This window comes from Allokutzneria sp. A3M-2-11 16 (genome assembly GCF_024213555.1).
GTDB lineage: Bacteria > Actinomycetota > Actinomycetes > Mycobacteriales > Pseudonocardiaceae > Allokutzneria.
On record NZ_JANAVO010000001.1, the window covers coordinates 817722 to 832406 of the forward strand.

The 14685-nt window shown below is 67.5% G+C and carries 10 protein-coding genes; 4 read left to right on the forward strand and 6 right to left on the reverse strand.

Annotated elements, in window-relative coordinates; all coding sequences use genetic code 11:
- Positions 1-101: 101 nt before the first annotated feature.
- Positions 102-914 carry an SAM-dependent methyltransferase gene (locus tag NLX83_RS04095; protein WP_254233526.1) on the forward strand — a complete coding sequence of 271 codons (813 nt, stop codon included), beginning with the start codon at positions 102-104 and terminating at the stop codon, positions 912-914.
- Here the strand turns inward: NLX83_RS04095 and NLX83_RS04100 are convergent.
- The 4 genes from NLX83_RS04100 to NLX83_RS04115 all read right to left on the reverse strand — a co-directional run bounded on the left by NLX83_RS04100 (position 887) and on the right by NLX83_RS04115 (position 4951).
- On the reverse strand, positions 887-1585 hold the full coding sequence (locus NLX83_RS04100; RefSeq protein WP_254233527.1) for a hypothetical protein: 699 nt from the start codon (positions 1583-1585) through the stop codon (positions 887-889). The genes NLX83_RS04095 and NLX83_RS04100 overlap by 28 nt on opposite strands.
- A complete protein-coding gene (locus NLX83_RS04105) occupies positions 1586-3064 on the reverse strand; it encodes an FAD-binding protein (protein WP_254233528.1) in 1479 nt (492 codons plus the stop codon).
- The gene (locus NLX83_RS04110; RefSeq protein ID WP_254233529.1) at positions 3061-3888 is read right to left on the reverse strand and encodes a TauD/TfdA dioxygenase family protein; all 828 of its coding nucleotides are present in this window, start codon (positions 3886-3888) and stop codon (positions 3061-3063) included. Before NLX83_RS04110 ends, NLX83_RS04105 begins: the two co-directional genes overlap by 4 nt.
- Before the next feature lie 70 nt (positions 3889-3958).
- Complete coding sequence (locus NLX83_RS04115) at positions 3959-4951, reverse strand: L-tyrosine/L-tryptophan isonitrile synthase family protein (protein WP_254233530.1); 993 nt, start codon at positions 4949-4951, stop codon at positions 3959-3961.
- A 292-nt stretch (positions 4952-5243) separates the two neighbouring features.
- Between NLX83_RS04115 and NLX83_RS04120 the strand changes: the two genes are divergently transcribed.
- From NLX83_RS04120 to NLX83_RS04130, 3 genes are all read left to right on the forward strand, one after another.
- Positions 5244-6470, forward strand: a complete 1227-nt coding sequence (locus tag NLX83_RS04120) for a putative glycoside hydrolase (RefSeq protein ID WP_254233531.1) — start codon at positions 5244-5246, stop codon at positions 6468-6470.
- A gap of 205 nt (positions 6471-6675) precedes the next feature.
- Positions 6676-11223: a non-ribosomal peptide synthetase gene (locus tag NLX83_RS04125; protein WP_254233532.1), complete on the forward strand. Its 4548-nt coding sequence runs from the start codon at positions 6676-6678 to the stop codon at positions 11221-11223.
- On the forward strand, positions 11220-12512 hold the full coding sequence (locus NLX83_RS04130; protein WP_254233533.1) for a lysine N(6)-hydroxylase/L-ornithine N(5)-oxygenase family protein: 1293 nt from the start codon (positions 11220-11222) through the stop codon (positions 12510-12512). Before NLX83_RS04125 ends, NLX83_RS04130 begins: the two co-directional genes overlap by 4 nt.
- A gap of 66 nt (positions 12513-12578) precedes the next feature.
- On the opposite strand, the gene NLX83_RS04135 is transcribed toward NLX83_RS04130, so the two are convergent.
- Both NLX83_RS04135 and NLX83_RS04140 read right to left on the reverse strand, forming a co-directional pair.
- The gene (locus tag NLX83_RS04135; protein WP_254233534.1) at positions 12579-13595 is read right to left on the reverse strand and encodes a hypothetical protein; all 1017 of its coding nucleotides are present in this window, start codon (positions 13593-13595) and stop codon (positions 12579-12581) included.
- 172 nt (positions 13596-13767) lie between these two features.
- Positions 13768-14517 carry a peptidase inhibitor family I36 protein gene (locus NLX83_RS04140; protein WP_254233535.1) on the reverse strand — a complete coding sequence of 250 codons (750 nt, stop codon included), beginning with the start codon at positions 14515-14517 and terminating at the stop codon, positions 13768-13770.
- Positions 14518-14685: the final 168 nt, after the last annotated feature.

The window sequence follows — 14685 nt, forward strand, 5'->3', positions numbered from 1 at the left end:
TCGGCCCTGCGGACAGCACCCGATGGGGTGGGAAGCCATCGTCATGACGGCCGAGCGCGATGGGTACTCTGGGCCGCCTCCGTGAAGCGAGGTGGGACGATATGCGCACCGGGAACTGGATTCCGCCCGACGTCGACACGAACACGCCGAGCATCGCGCGGATCTACGACTACTGGCTCGGCGGCGGCCACAACTTCGAGATCGACCGCGCCACCGCGGACAAGCTCGAAGGGAACATGGCGGGCGTGCGGCAGTCGGTGCGGCTCAACCGCGCCTTCCTGGCGAGGGCCGTGCGGTACATGGCTTCGCAGGGGGTCAAGCAGTTCATCGACATCGGCTCGGGCATCCCGACCGTCGGCAACGTGCACGAGATCGCCCAGCAGGTGAACCCGGAAGCCCGCGTTGTCTACGTGGAACGGGAACCGGTGGCGGTGGCGCACAGCGACCTCCTGCTGGCGGGCGACGAGCAGTCCGCCATGGTGCACGCGGACATGCGCGACGTGGAGGGCGTGCTGGGCAGCCCGCAGGTGCGGCGCCTGATCGACTTCGACGAGCCGGTCGGCCTGCTGTTCCTGTTGATGCTGCACTGGCTGGAGGACTCCGACGACCCCGCCGGGCTGGTCCGCGCCTACCAGGAACCGCTGGTGCCGGGCAGCATGATGGCGGTCAGCCACCTCACCGACGACGCGCGACGTGAGCACATCACCGAGATGACCGGGATGATGGTCGAGCACCGCGCCGGTGAGCCGATCCCCCGCTCGCACGACGAGATCGTCGCGCTGTTCGGCGAACTGGAGCTGGTCGAACCCGGCCTGGTCGGCTGCGGCAACTGGCGCCCCGCCGGTCCCGGTGACGTCACCGAGGACTCCCAGTGGAACCAGTACCTCTACGCGGGCGTCGCCAGGAAACCGTGAGCTAGTTCGTCCACAAAGGACACTCGCTGGCCCGGGTCCCTGGCTAGGCACTGTTCCCCTCGTACGGCCGAACCTCCACCGGCGGTGTCCGGTCGGTGAACATGTGCTCCGGCACGGAATAGCACAGCCTGCCGATCGAGTTCCAACGAGTTCGGCGGTGCGAAGGGCCTGGGCAGCAGCGCCGCCAGCTCGCGGGTCCGCGCGGCGTCGAGCCAGCCGGTGATCGAGCTTCCGTCGATCCCGGGCATCCAGAAGCCGGGCGGCGCGTGCGGACCCGGGTCGAGTGCGGCGACCAGCTCCTCCAGTCGGGAAGCGCCCGCCCGCAGGCCGAACAGCGCGTCCAGGTCGCGCCCGGTCCTCCCGAGCCGGGAGTACGACCGGACCGTCTCCCGCATGACGACCCACTCGTAGACCACGCAGATGAACTCGAAATCCCAGCCCTGCGCCCGGAGTTCGTCCTCGTGCAGCGGCCACTCGCTGAGCTGGTCACCGACGTACGCCAGCGCCGCCGCGAGGTCGGTCCCGGTGAGGAGATCGTCCCAGCCGTACCCCACCAGGGCATCGACCGTCGAGGAGATGACCGGGTGGTGCTCACCCGCATAGAACGCGGGCACGACGACCTCGCGAAAACGCTGCTCGTCGAACTCGAACACCCCGCCCCAGATGGCCATTTACCGGGCAGCCTCCCGAGCGGCGGTCAGTGCGTGCAGGTGCTCGGCGACCGGCGCCGTGTCCGCGAGCGAGGACCAGGCGGCGATGTAGGAATCGGGCCGCACCAGCAGTACCTGGTTCGAGTACGGGCAGTCCTGCGACCAGTAGTCACCCTTGCCCGGGGCATCGCCGACGTGGATGACCCGCACGAATGGCGGCAGGTCGAGGTCCGGGAGCTCGTCGCCGAAAACCAGCAGCGTGAAGTACTGGTAGTCGAGCACCGAGTAGATCCGCGATTCCTGCTCGTCGTGGTTGCGGACGCGGAAGTCGAAGAACCGGGAACCGACCGGTCCTTCGTCGCCGTACCGGATTCCCATGCCGGTGATGTAGCCCGCCCGGCGCTCGACGATCTTGACGTAGTCCACCGCGTGCGTCCCGCTCTCGGAGTACTTGGTCGCACGCACCAGCGCCCCGGACGCCTGCACCACGTTCAGCGCGACCGGCTTGCGTTCCTGCTCGTAGGTTCGCAGGATCTCCGTCGGCAGACCGGAGCCCGCGACCATGCCGATCTTCCACATGAGGTTGAACGCGTCCGCCAGACCGGTGTTGAGCCCCTGCCCGCCGTTCACCGAGTGGATGTGCGCGGCGTCGCCCGCCAGGAACACCTTGTCGTCCAAGGAGAATCGCTCCGCGACGGATTCCTTGACGGAGAACTGGGAGAACCACTCGACCTTTCTCACCGTCAGCTGGTGCGGGTGCATCGCCCTGTTGATCTTGGCGAGCACCTCGTCCTGGGTGAACTCCTTGACGTCCATCCTGATGTAGAAGCGGTCGATGTCCCGTTCACGCGGAATCCACGCCACGTCCGAGGTCTCGGCCTGGAAGACGATGATCTCCGGGACCTTGGGGAAGTCGGTGTCCACGACGGCGTCCAGGACCGCCCAGACGATCTCCGGGCGGGTGATCCCGAACGGGATGCCGAAGGCCGTCCGGACCAGCGACCGCGAGCCGTCCGCTCCGATGACGAACCTCGACTCGACGACCTCACCGGTGGACAGGGTCGACCGGCAGCCGCCGTCAACCGTCTCCACCGCGACGACCGCGGTGTCGCGCCGCACCGGGGAGCCGAGTTCTGCGACCTTCCGGTCCAGCAGCGCCTCGACGTCGGCCTGGCCGAGCATCAGGAAGTGCTTGTGGAAGCACCCTTCCAGTGCCTCCCACCACGCCGACTGGCGGGAGACGAACTCTCCGTCCGCCCACACCGAGCTGGTGTTGACGACCTTTCCCCGCGGATGGAGCTCCGCGTGCGCGCCGACGATCTCCAGCAGCTGCTGCGAGCGGGCGTTGAGGGCGTCCGCCCGTCCCACCGTGATCGGTCCCGAGGACTTGTCGACGATGAGGACGTTCAGGCCGTACAGCCGCCCGAGGAGGGCGCAGAGCAGGCCGACCGGACCCGCTCCGACGACGAGGACATCGATCTTGTCCGGCTGCGCCGTCACGTTGTCACCAGGTGCGGGTTGGCGATGCCCCCGACGTGCACGCGGCGCAGGTGGCGCGGGGCCTTGGCGGTGAACGCGTTGCGACCGTGCAGCAGGGTGAAGTTGTCGGTGATCACGAGATCGCCGTCCTGCCAGGTGTGCGCGTAGAAGTTCGCCGCGTCGTAGAGGGCCTTGGTGACCTCGGCGTGCACCTCGGCGAGCTCGCTCTCCGGCAGGCCGGTGAACTCCAGGTCCGGGTGGTTGATGAAGGTGTCGTCCTCCGGCGAGGTCAGCTCGTTGTAGCGGATCACCGGGGTGCCGGTGTGCGGGTGCTCGGCGATCAGCGGAGCGATGGTGAGGCTGTCGTAGAACTCCATCTTGCGCCGGTAGGTGCCGGTGACCTTGGCCCAGCGCTCCAGCTCCCGGGGAGTGGCGTTGCCCAGCACCAGGGTGGTGTCGGCGAAGGTGGTCTCGCCGCCGTCGGCCGCGCCGGGGGCGAGGACGCAGTGGAAGACCTGGAACTCCGGGACCTTCGGCATGTACATGCCGTCCCAGTGCATCGGCACGTAGCTGTGGTCGAAGATGTGGTCGCTGGGGTTGTCGGACTCGACGAGCTCGAGCACGTACCCGAAGGGCCATTCGACCAGTTCACCGAGGGTGGCGCTGAACTCGGTCAGCGCGGGCGCGCCCTCGATGCCGGTGAAGCCGCGCAGCAGCACGATGTGGTGCTCGCGGGCCAGCTCGACCAGGGTCGCGGCCGGGACGACGCTGAAGTCCGCGCCCGGTTCGGCGGGGGCGATCGTTACCCCGAACGGCTCGTTGCGTGTTGTGGTGAAGGCGCCCATGACAGTTCTCCGGAGATAGCAGGGTTTCGGAATGCCTGGCAGCGGGGTGTGGCTGTCGGCAACCAGGAGGTCACCGGGCCGCCAGGGGCGAGCGTAGTGGTGCCGGGGGTCGACCAGGGCCGGTCACCGACAACACGTAGTGGCTGGGGTGACCGTCCACGAAGACCAGGCGAGCTCCTGCCTGCTCGGCGTGTTCGCGCTTCATCAGCGTGAAGCCGCCGTCCTGTTCGACCGCCACCGCATGCCAGGGCGTGAGCCAGACGTCGTCCGCGGAGGCCAGCAGGATGCCGATCTTCTCCGAGGCGCAGGGCTGCGGGTGGATCGACAGCCGCACGGCGTCCGGGAAGCGCTCGGCCAGCAGCTTGCCCCAGGAGCGGCTGCGGCCGACCACGCCGTACGCGCGGGCCCGGCACTCGCGCTGCAGCGCGGACCTGGTGCCCTCGTAGGCGGAGTTCCACTGGTCCTCGACCAGGAAGCGGACGATGCCCCGGTACATGGCCAGCGCGTTGTCGTCGGCCTTGATCTCGGCGCGCAGTTCCTCCAGGGACTCGCCGTACTCGACATCGATCTTCGAGCGCATCTCGTCGTGGCTGTGCGAGGGGCAGACGTCGTCCAGGTTGAACAGTTCCAGGTGCCGCGGGTCGATCTTGTCGACCAGCTCCCGCATGCCGTCCTGGTAGGTGGAGATGCTGGCGTCCGAGACGCGGATGAGCTGGCCGAACACCCGGCCGTCAGAGCAGATGACGACCTTGGCGCCGGGTTCGTGGATCTTCGCGATGTCCCGGCAGAGTTCGGAGAGGAACCGCAGGGCGAGTTCCTCGGCCAGGTCGGGGCGCACCCCCAGCACCTTCGCCGGGTTCGGCGACTTCGTCGGAAAGGCGGGCAGGACGAACTCCACCGCACGCCCGGCCGCGACGTAGCGGGCAACCCGGTCGAGGTGGGTGTCGGCGCAGTGCGGGCAGGGGGCCTCGGCGCACTGACGTCCGATCGGGGACCGGCGCTGGTGCAACAGCACCCGGCCCAGGATCGCTCGCGCGACGGCGTTGTCCTGCGGGGTGGTCATCTGTGCGTTCCTCCCGTGGAATCTCCAACGGGCCCCAGATTCGCGGACAAACGCACAGGTTTCGCACAGCAAAGGCACAAAGCCCAGCTCAGGCTCCATATTGGAATTTTTGAAGTTCGGCTGTGCCCGGAACCCCCTCCACGCACACATCCGCCACCACAACAGACTTCACGAGTCCCTGAAATAGGCCACGACTTCCTTCGGGTCCACCTTCAAAAAGGTTCAGCAGCCCCTGGCGCAGAGCCTTCCAAGAAGTACGGTCGACGCCCTCCGCCAGCCCCGAAGGAACCACGTGAAAGCGATTCCCGCGCTGCTCGTCGTCTTTCTGCTCGCCACCGCGACCGCGGTCCCCGGCTTCGCCACCGAGGATTCGCCGACTCGAACGCGGTCGTTCTGGATTCACTGGAACAGCACTCCGGTGACCGACGACATGCTCGCGGCGGAGGCGAAAAAGCGCGACTACGTCCTGCTCAACGCCTGGGAAGCGAGCTTCGTCCCGAAGTTGAAGGCAGCCAATCCAGCTATCACGGTGCTGGTGTACAAGGACATGTCGTCCACCCGCTCCTACGCGTGCCGCGATGGCAGGGACGAGAGCGTCCTGCCGGCGGGAATCGGTTTCTGTTACGCCGATCGGCAGCGTCCGGACTGGTTCCTGAAGGGACCGGACGGCCAGCGGCTCGAGTACTCCGGATACCCCGGGCACTGGCAGATGGACATCGGCGACCCGAAATACCAGCAGGAGTGGGCCGAGAACGTCGTCGCGGCCACGAAGGGCGTCTTCGACGGAGTGCTGATCGACAACGCGCTGTGGAGTTGCGACGCCTACCACCCCGGGACGTGTCCGGCGAAGTACCGCGACAATGCCGCGTTCCAGAGCGCCTACGCGTCGTTCCTCGCCAACACCCGGTCGACGTTCACCGCCGCCGGGCTGAAGACCGTGGCCAACATGACCAACGCCCGACTGCACGAGGGCGGGTGGAACGCCTACATGGCCAACCTCGACGGCGGCTGGGACGAGTGGTGGCTGTCGTTCTCCGATACCGAGCAGCTCCCCGACTACGCCGAGGGCTGGCGACGCCAGGTCCAGCAGATCGCCGACAACGAGGCCGCTGGCAAGATCACGTTGGTGCAGCCGCACTTCTCCAAGACCGCCGAGCGCCCCTTCCGCTACGCGCTCGCCTCGTACTACATGGCCGCGAGCACCACGAAGTCCGCGATCGCCGAGATCGAGAAGATGGACGGCTACGGCGATCCGAGTCCCTGGCACACCGAGTACGACTGGAATCTCGGCGCGCCGTCCGGCCCGTACAGCTCGGTCGGCACGAACGTCTACCGCCGCGACTTCGCCTGCGGCACCGTCGTGGTGAACGCCAACCCGACCGCCAGCGGACCCGTCACGCTCCCACTGGGCGGCGACTACATCGACGAGCTGGGCGCGCAGGTGTCCTCGGTCAGCCTGCCGGGAACCTCGGGGTCGATCCTGCGCAAGCCGTGCCCGGAGGCGGCGCGGCCCAGGTAGAGCCGAGGAGATTCGAACCTCCCCCGAAGACAAAACAATCCATCTGACACAAAAACATCGAATAAGTTTAGATTATGAGAAGCAGAAGTTCCTAGTCTTGGACATTACCTCGCCGTGGCGGGCATGCTCGCACTAGCACGCAAAACGTGCTCTTTGTCGACTGCATGCATTTATTGTCAGCCTCGCCGAGGAGATGTTGGACTCAGTGACTGAGACGTTCTCCCTGCTGACCGCGCAGTCAAGCGTGTGGCTCGCACAGCAGATGGATCCGGAGAATCCGGCCTACCAGGTCGCCGAATGCGTGGAGATTTACGGGCCTGTAGATCCGGTCCTCTTCGAGGCCGCGCTGCGTCGGGTCATTGGTGAGTGCGAGACGTATCGCCTGCGCTTCACAGGGACTGCTGGAAATGTACGGCAGGCCATCAAGCCTTTCGCCGACTGGCCGCTGCACGTGCTGGATGTCAGTGCTGAGCCTGATTCGTGGGAAACAGCGCAGGCATGGATGCGGGCCAGTTTGAGCAGGCAGCTCAACCCAGAACATGGCCCAGGCTTCACCCAGGCGCTGTTCCGGGCGGCGGCCGACCACTACTTCTGGTATCAGCAAGTCCATCACAGCCTGGTGGACGGCTACAGCTTGCAGCTCATCGTGGGCCGTGTCGCCGAGGTTTACGACGCCCTGACCCAGGAGCGAGAGCCCGACACCAACAATGCCCTCCCACCCTTCCGGCACCTCATGGAGGAGGAGGCGCACTACCGAGCCTCCGACCAGTACACGCTGGATCGCCAGCACTGGCGGGAAAAGCTCGGGGACCGTCCTGAACCGGTCAGCCTCGCGGGCCGCGTCGCACCCGCTTCCCACACTCACCTGCGCCGTTCGATCGAGCTTTCCCCGGAGCGGGTGGCCGCGCTGCGGACATCCGCCCGACGGAACAAGGTTGCTTGGCCGGTGTTGGTCATGGCGGCAACCGCCGCTTACATCCACCGTATGACCGGGGTCGACGACCTCATTCTCGGTCTGCCCGTTACGGGCCGGATGGGGCGAACGATGCGCGCAGTGCCCGGCATGGTCTCCAATATTGTGCCGCTGCGGTTGAGCGTGCGTCCCGATGTGAGTCTGGCCCAACTGATTGATCAGACCAACACTGCGGCACGGGAGGCACTACGCCACCAGCGCTTCCGTTATGAAGAACTACAGCGAGAACTGGATCTGGTCGGCGAAATAGGCAGGCTGACCGGAGTCAATGTCATGTCGTTCGCCTACGACGTGCGCTTCGGCGGCCATCCGACCAAGACCCACAATCTCAGCGCTGGTCCGGTCGAGGACCTGGAGTTCATCATTTATGACCGGCAGGACGGGCAGGGGATGCGACTGGACGTCGACGCGAACCCGAATCTCTACGATGCCCAAGAACTTGCCGCGCACGCGGAGCGTTTTGTTCGGGTTCTGGAGGCGATGGCGGCTGATCCGGATGCCCGGATCGGGCGCATCGACATCCTGGACGAGGTCGAGCGCCGCCGCATCCTCACCGAGTGGAACGCGTCGGCGCTCGTGCTGCCGCCGGCGACGACCGTGCCCGCGCTTTTCGAGCAGCAGGTCCGCGCGTCACCGGAGGCGCTCGCGGCGGTGTCCGACGGGCTGGAGCTCCGGTACGCCGAGCTGAACGCCGAGGCGAACCGGCTCGCGCGGCTGCTGGTGGAGCACGGAGCGGGTCCCGAGCGGATCGTCGCTCTGGCGCTTCCCCGCACGGCCCGATACCTGCTGGCCATCCTCGCCGTGCAGAAGGCGGGCGCGGCGTACCTGTCGATCGACTTCAACAATCCGGCCAAGCACACGGCGATGATGCTCGACGACGCTCATCCCCTGCTGCTGCTCACCACACGGGACCTGGCAGCCGAACTGCCGCCGTCCGACGTGCCGCTGCTGCTCCTCGACGCCGCCGACACCCTCGACCGGATGAACGCGCAGCAGGCACGGGACCTCACCGACGCCGACCGGATCGGGCCGCTGTCGCCGGACCACCCGGCGTACGTCATCTACACCTCCGGCTCGACCGGCAAGCCCAAGGGCGTTGTGGTGACGCACCGGTCGGTGGCGAACCTTTTCCACAGCCACCGCCACATGCTCCACGCGACGGCGAAGGCGATGACCGGGCGGGGCCATCTGCGCGCCGGGCATGCGTGGTCGTTCTCGTTCGACGCCTCCTGGCAGCCGCAGCTGTGGCTGCTGGACGGGCACGCCGTGCACGTCGTCTCGGAGGAGATCCGGCGCGACCCGGAGCTGCTGACGGCGGCTGTGCGTGAACACGGCTTCGACTTCCTGGAGGTGACGCCGTCCCTCTTCGCGCAGATGGCCGATGCCGGTCTGATCGAGGAGGACCGGTGTCCCCTCGCGGTCGTGACCATGGGCGGCGAAGCGTTGCCCGCGGCGCTCTGGTCCCGGCTGCGAGAGCTGCGCGGCACGCAGGCGTTCAACCTCTACGGGCCGACCGAGTCCACCGTCGACGCGCTCATCGCAAGCGTGCACGACAGCGAAGTCCCGGTCGTGGGGCGGCCGGTCGGCGGCACCCGGGCGTACGTGCTCGACGACGCGCTGCAGCCCGTGCCGCCTGGTGTGACGGGCGAGCTGTACCTCGCGGGCGGCGGCCTGGCGCGCGGTTACCTGGGGCGGCCCGCGCTGACCGCAGAGCGGTTCGTGGCTGCCCCGTTCGGCCCGCCCGGCTCCCGCATGTACCGGACCGGCGACCTGGCGCGCTGGACCACGGACGGGCAACTGGACTACCGAGGCAGGTCCGACGACCAGGTGAAGATCCGGGGGTTCCGCATCGAGCCAGCCGAGATCGAGGCAGCCCTCGCAACTCATCCTGCGGTCGGGCATTCCCTCGTGATGGCCCGTCAGGACGGCGGGCGCGCGGCACGGCTGGTGGCGTACGTGGTCCCGTCCGAGGGCCGGACGGCGGACGCGACGGAGTTGCTGGTGCATATAGGAAAGGTCCTGCCGGACTACATGGTCCCGGCTGCTGTCGTGACGTTGGACCGGCTACCAGAGCTGGCCAACGGCAAGCTGGACCGCAAGGCCCTGCCCGCCCCGGACTTCGGGGCCACCGTGTCCGGGCGCGCACCCACCACGCCGATGGAGAAGACGCTGTGCGAGGTCTTCGCCGAGGTACTGGGCCTGGAATCGGTCGATGTCGACGAGGATTTCTTCGCCATCGGCGGCGACAGCATCGTCGCGATGCAGCTGGTGAACCGGGCACGCGCCGCGGGAGCCAGGATCACGCCACGCCAGGTCTTCCGGCACCGCACAGTGGCAGGGCTGGCCGCCGTGTCGGTGGAGGACGGCGGATCGGTGTCCCGTGCACCCGACGACGGGACCGGCACGGTGCCGCTGACCCCGGTGATGCACTGGCTGCGCGAGATGGGAGAGCCGTTCGCGAACTGCCGCATGCTGCTTCTGGTGCAGACCCCGGCCGAGCTGGACGAGAGCGGGCTGGTGGCGATCCTCCAGACCCTGGCGGACCGGCACGACATGCTGCGGTCGCGGCTCGTGCGGTCAGACTGGTCTCTGGAAGTCGGTCCCGCCGGTTCGGTGGACGCCGCGTCCTGGCTCAGCCGCCTCGACGTCTCCGCGCTGGACGCCGACGGGCTCCGGGAGGCGCTGTCGGCCCAGGCGCACACGGCCCGGGCGCGGTTGGCACCGGACGCGGGCCGCATGGTGCAGGCAGTCTGGTTCGACTGCGGACCGGGCAAGCCGGGCCGGCTGTTGATGTGCCTGCACCACTTGGTCGTGGACGGCGTCTCCCTGCGGATTCTGCAGCGGGATCTCGCCGCGGCCGGTGAGTGGGCGGTGGCCGTGGGCCAGCCAGCAGAACTCCCACCCGTGGGCACCTCGTTCCGCCGCTGGGCACGGCTGCTCGCCGATCAGGCGCGGGCCCCGGAGCGCGAGAAGGAACTGCCGGTGTGGACTGGCATCCTCGGTGGGGCTGAGCCGCTCCCCTTGGACCAGCCGCTCAACCCAGGTCGCGTGCGGAGACTGGAACTTCGGCTCTCGGTGGAGCAAACCACCGCGCTCCTGACCACGGTGCCCGCAGCCTTCGGGGCCGGTGTCATCGACGTGCTGTTGACCGGACTCGCGCTGGCTGTCGCGGACTGGCGGCGCCGCTGGGGCGGATCGGGCAGCGCGGTGCTGGTGGACCTGGAGGGCCACGGCCGCGAGGAGGAGCTGGTCCCCGGGGGCGCGGTGGATCTGTCCCGCACCGTGGGCTGGTTCACCAGCGTCTTCCCCGTGCGCCTGGATCCCGGACCGGTCGACCTCGCCGAGGGCCCGGCCGTCGAGCGAGCGCTGGAACGCGTCAGGGAACAGCTCGGCTCGCTCCCGGCCAAGGGGGTGGGGTACGGGATGCTGCGCCACCTCAACCCGCGGACCGGACCCGTCCTCGCCGGTTACGCCATACCGGAGATCGAGTTCAACTACCTGGGTCGATTCGAGATCCCGGAGTCCACGGACTGGTCGGCGCTGGGGGAGAACGTGGCCGACCTCGGCGTGGAGCCACCGATGCCCAAGGGCCGTGCCCTGAGCGTGGCCGCGGTGACCGAGGACCGGGCGGACGGTCCGGAGCTGTCGACCCACTGGTTCTGGCCCGTCGGCGTGCTGTCCGAAGACGCGGTCCGCGAGCTGGCCGAGTGCTGGCTCCAGGCAGTGGAAGCCGTGGCAGCCCGCGCCACCCGCATCCTGAGCGGAGAACCGACACCATGACCGGGCCGGAACCTTCAATGCAGAGCTACGACCTGATCGGGATCGGAGTGGGTCCCTCCAACCTGAGCCTCGCGGCGCTCGCACAGTCGGCCAACGAACTCACATCACGCTTCTACGAGATCAAGCCGCGGTTCGAGTGGCATCCGGGGCTCATGCTCCCGGAGGCCGAACTTCAGGTTTCCTTCCTGAAAGACCTGGTCACGCTCATCGACCCGACCAGCCCCTATTCGTACCTGAACTTCCTCCATCATGAAGGCCGCATCTTCCGGGCATTGATCGCGAACGGTCTGAGCTCCTCGCGTCAGGAGTTCGAGCAGTACTACCGGTGGGTCGCCGAACAGCTCCCTTCAATCCGCTGGGGGCAGCGCGTGAAGTCGGTGACATTGGTCGAGGACCACTTCGAGGTCGCCTGCGAGTGCGGGGACGCCGCCAGGACGACCACCCTCACCCTCGGGTCCGGACAGGAACCGCATGTCCCGGATTTCGCCGCGACGCTGAAGGGTGATCAGGTCCTCCACAGCAGCGAACTGTTGCAGGTCCGGCCCGCTACGAGTGGTCGACGTGTGATGGTCGTGGGCGCCGGGCAGAGTGGTGCCGAGGTCGTCAATTTCCTCATCTCCGACGACGCGGCCCTGCCGGAATCCCTGACATGGGTCTCCAGCCGACCCGGGTTCCAGCCGATCGACGATTCGCCCTTTACGAACGAGTGGTTCGTACCGGAGTACGTCGACCACTTCCAGTCCCTGTCCTCGGAGCGTCGCTCGTTCATGCTCGGGCATCAGCGCTTGGCGAGTGACGGCGTTTCCGAGTCGCTACTGCGGAAGATCTACCGGCGCCTGTACCAGTTGGACATCGGCGGTGGACGGCTACGCCATCGGCTCGTCGCCAACCGACGTGTGGTCGACTTGCGGCGGAACGGCGACCAATTGGCGGTCGGCCTGCACGACGCGGATCGGAGCCGTCCGGAGCATTGTGCTGTGGACGTGGTGATCTTCTGCACCGGGTATCGCAGCCGTTTCCCCGATTACCTGGAACCACTGCGTGAGCGCATCGCCACCACCGCGGACGGTTTCGAAGTGCGCGCGGACTATTCCCTGAACTGGGACGGTCCGCCGAATCTGCGCATCTACGTGCAGAACTTCGCTGAGCACTCCCACGGCGTCTCCGATCCCAACCTCAGCCTGTCCGCATGGCGCAGCGCACGCATCCTGAACTCGATCCTGGGACGAGAGCATTACCGGGTCGACGGGTACACCAGTACAACTTCGTGGTCCGCGGGCTGCGGGTGACGTCGTGCGTGGTCGCCGACCGGGCCAGTGCCGGTCGGCGACCACCCCCCGAGCAGGCGGAGCTCGTCAGCTCTTGAGCGGGACGACGAAGACGTGGCTCATATCGGAGTTGTGGGTCTTGGTCGACCCGCGCGAGTCCGGCAGGCCCACCGCGGTGCCCTGTACCCCACCGTCCATGCCGCCCTTGTACTTCACCAGGACGTAGGCGTTGAACCGCTGTTCGCAGTCGGCCCGGACCTTGAAGTCCGGCAGGTGCAGCGGCACGTAGTGGTGGTGCACCGAGTACGACATCTCACGGGTTTCCGTGGTGGCGCTGTTGGTCTGGCAGAGCTTGTCGCCGTTCCACTGGTTGACGAAGAGCGTGAAGGTGGCCGTCGAGGTCGGTGGCTTGTTGCAGTCCTTGTTCTGCCCCGGGTAGCACGTCTTGTACTCGGTGTCGGCGAAGACACTGAGCTTCGTGAAGCCCGGCGCGAGGGTGAAGAACGGCAGCGCGGGCTCGCGCGCCACGACCTTGGGGTCAGGCCCGACACGCACGAGGCCACGAGGAGTGGAGCGCTGGGCGGGCACACCGGCCGTGGTGTTGGCCACGGACGTGGCCGCGAACTCGATGAACCCGCTGTGCAACTGGAACTTGGCGTCGAGCTTGTCCCGCAACGTGGCGGCGCGGACGTAGGCGGTGCAGGTGACCTTCGTCGCGACTCCCGGGTGAACCAGGAAGCGGGTGGTGAGCTGGACGTCTTCCTTGTCCGGCTCCAGGGACGCCCCCTTCTGCAGGATGTTCTGCCCCGTCACGAAACTCTGTTCGCCACCGGGCCAGGTGCACCGCACCTCGTTGTCGAACAGCGAGCGGTAGGTGGCCGAGTTCCCGCGCATCACCGATCGGACGTAGGCGGTCTGCGTCGCCGACATCTCCAGCTGCACGCTGCCCAGCGCCTTGACCTCCTGGTCGAACTTGACCGGCTGCCCCGGCTCCCTGTCGGGCACCTTCGGCGCGAGCACCGATTGCGGCGTGAACTCGACGTGGGTGGCGGTGTTCGCGATCGCCTCCGGGGCGACCACTCCGAGCAACAAGACACTGAGCACGACAGACGATATCTTCAACGGTTATCCCCTTATCGCCAGAACTTCTGACCGGGAAACCGTAGGAAGCGCTACGTCGACAGGGGAAGCGCACTTCCGGCCACACTTTGACCATGGCCAAATCGCCAACATATCCGCAGGTCAGCGCTTTGCCCAGCGGAGCCGTCCGGCCATGTCACGGCCTGGCGGAGCCGGTGCAGAACCAGTGTGCGCCGGGCAGGGCCGAGCTGTCCTGGCTGCTGTCACCGGCACGAACGGTCCCGAGAGGTGTTTTCGCCGCGTCGTAGAAATGACCGGCGACGGGAAGATTGTTGTCGTACGAGAAGACCGCGTCCTGCAAGTTGTAGTCGGCAAGACGCCAGCACGCGTTCTGCCGCTGGGTCCGGAAATTCATGTCGTCAAAGCCGATGTTCCGGTACAGGCACAACCACGTCGCCTCACACGGCTCGGCGACCGTGCCGAGCACCGGCCGCTCCTGCCGCGGCCACAGCACGGCGACCGGCAGCACCCCGATCGCGGCGACCGCGCCCAGCACCCACCACCCGCGCCGCCTGGGCCGGGGAGACGCCGGAGGACGTTGCGCGGGAGCGGGTTGGGCCAGCACCGCGGCCGTCGCCTGATCCCACCGCTGGCGCCACTGCGCGTGAACGCGGTGCTCGTCCTGACCGAGCACGCCGACCGCCAGCGACCGGACGAACTCCCAGGTCGTGTCCCAGGAAGGCAACTGAGCGCCGCGCGCCGCCGCCGATAACGCCGATTTCGACGCCAGCGCGCCGTGTTCCTGGCGCATGACGTCGTAGGACGGGTCCCCCGCGTGCTGCTTGAGATCCCACAGCTGCCGGGCGAAGACCGCTGCCGGGGCATCACCCTGGGGCGCCTTGGCCACTCGCCCCCTGCGTCCGGTCCTGGTCGTCTCGTTACCCATGGTTCCCCCACGTGACGGTCCGTCGACCGTGCAGTATGGCAGCGCTACCCGGCCACCCCCGCTGAAACCGGTTGGAGCCGGCAAACAGCAGCTTCAGGCAGGTATGAAGTCGCTGCGGCCGCTTCAAGGTTATCTATAGCGTGCCGTCCGGCATGAACCACTAGTCGG